General features: G+C 65.6%; 1 protein-coding gene. It reads right to left on the minus strand.

The window, feature by feature from the left end:
• Nucleotides 1-1,079, minus strand: a 1,079-nt coding sequence (locus EIL87_RS21675; RefSeq protein WP_125092438.1) for an AMP-binding protein, incomplete at both ends; no start/stop codon positions are given.

The following is a 1,079-nucleotide window of genomic DNA, read 5'->3' on the forward strand; positions in this document are numbered from 1 at the left end:
GGAGGAGGTCGAGGGCTTGTTGGCGCATCTCGACCTTGCGGACCTTGCCGGTGACCGTCATCGGGAACTCCTCGACCACGTGCACGTAGCGCGGGATCTTGTAGTGGGCGAGCTTGCCGGTGCAGAACTCCCGCAACGCCTCCGCGGTCAGCTCCGGCGCCCCGTCGCGCAACCGCACCCAGGCCATCAGCTCCTCGCCGTACTTCTCATCCGGCACCCCGATGACCTGCGCGTCCAAGATGTCCGGGTGGGTGTAGAGGAACTCCTCGACCTCCCGCGGATACACGTTCTCCCCACCCCGGATCACCATGTCCTTGATCCGCCCGGTGATCGAGACGTACCCGTCGGCATCCATCACCGCCAGATCCCCGGTGTGCATCCAGCGAGCCGCGTCGATGACCTCCGCGGTCTTGTCCGGCTGCTCCCAATACCCCAGCATCACCGAGTACCCCCGGGTGCACAGCTCCCCCGGCTCACCCCGCGGCACCGTCAACCCCGTGACCGGATCCACGATCTTGACCTCCAAGTGCGGCCCCACCCGGCCCACCGTGGACACCCGCCGCTCCAACGAATCATCCGCACGCGTCTGCGTCGACACCGGACTGGTCTCGGTCATCCCGTAGCAGATGGCCACCTCACCCATGCCCATCCGGTCGATGACCTGCTTCATCACCTCCACCGGACACGGCGAACCCGCCATGATCCCCGTCCGCAACGACGACAGGTCGAACGAGTCGAACTCTGGGTGGTCCAACTCCGCGATGAACATCGTCGGCACCCCGTACAACGACGTGCACCGCTCACCCGCCACCGCTGACAACGCCGAGCCCGCCTCGAACCCCTCCGACGGGATCACCATCGCCGAACCATGACTGGTGCAGGCCAGGTTGCCCATCACCATCCCGAAGCAGTGGTAGAACGGCGGCACGATCGCCACCCGGTCCTGCGGGCCGTACCCGCACAACTCCCCCACGAAGAACCCGTTGTTGAGGATGTTGTGGTGCGACAACGTCGCACCCTTGGGAAAACCCGTCGTCCCCGACGTGTACTGGATGTTGATCGCATCATCCGCCGACAGC

The sequence above is a fragment of the Saccharopolyspora rhizosphaerae genome (genome assembly GCF_003931915.1).
Lineage (GTDB): Bacteria > Actinomycetota > Actinomycetes > Mycobacteriales > Pseudonocardiaceae > Saccharopolyspora > Saccharopolyspora rhizosphaerae.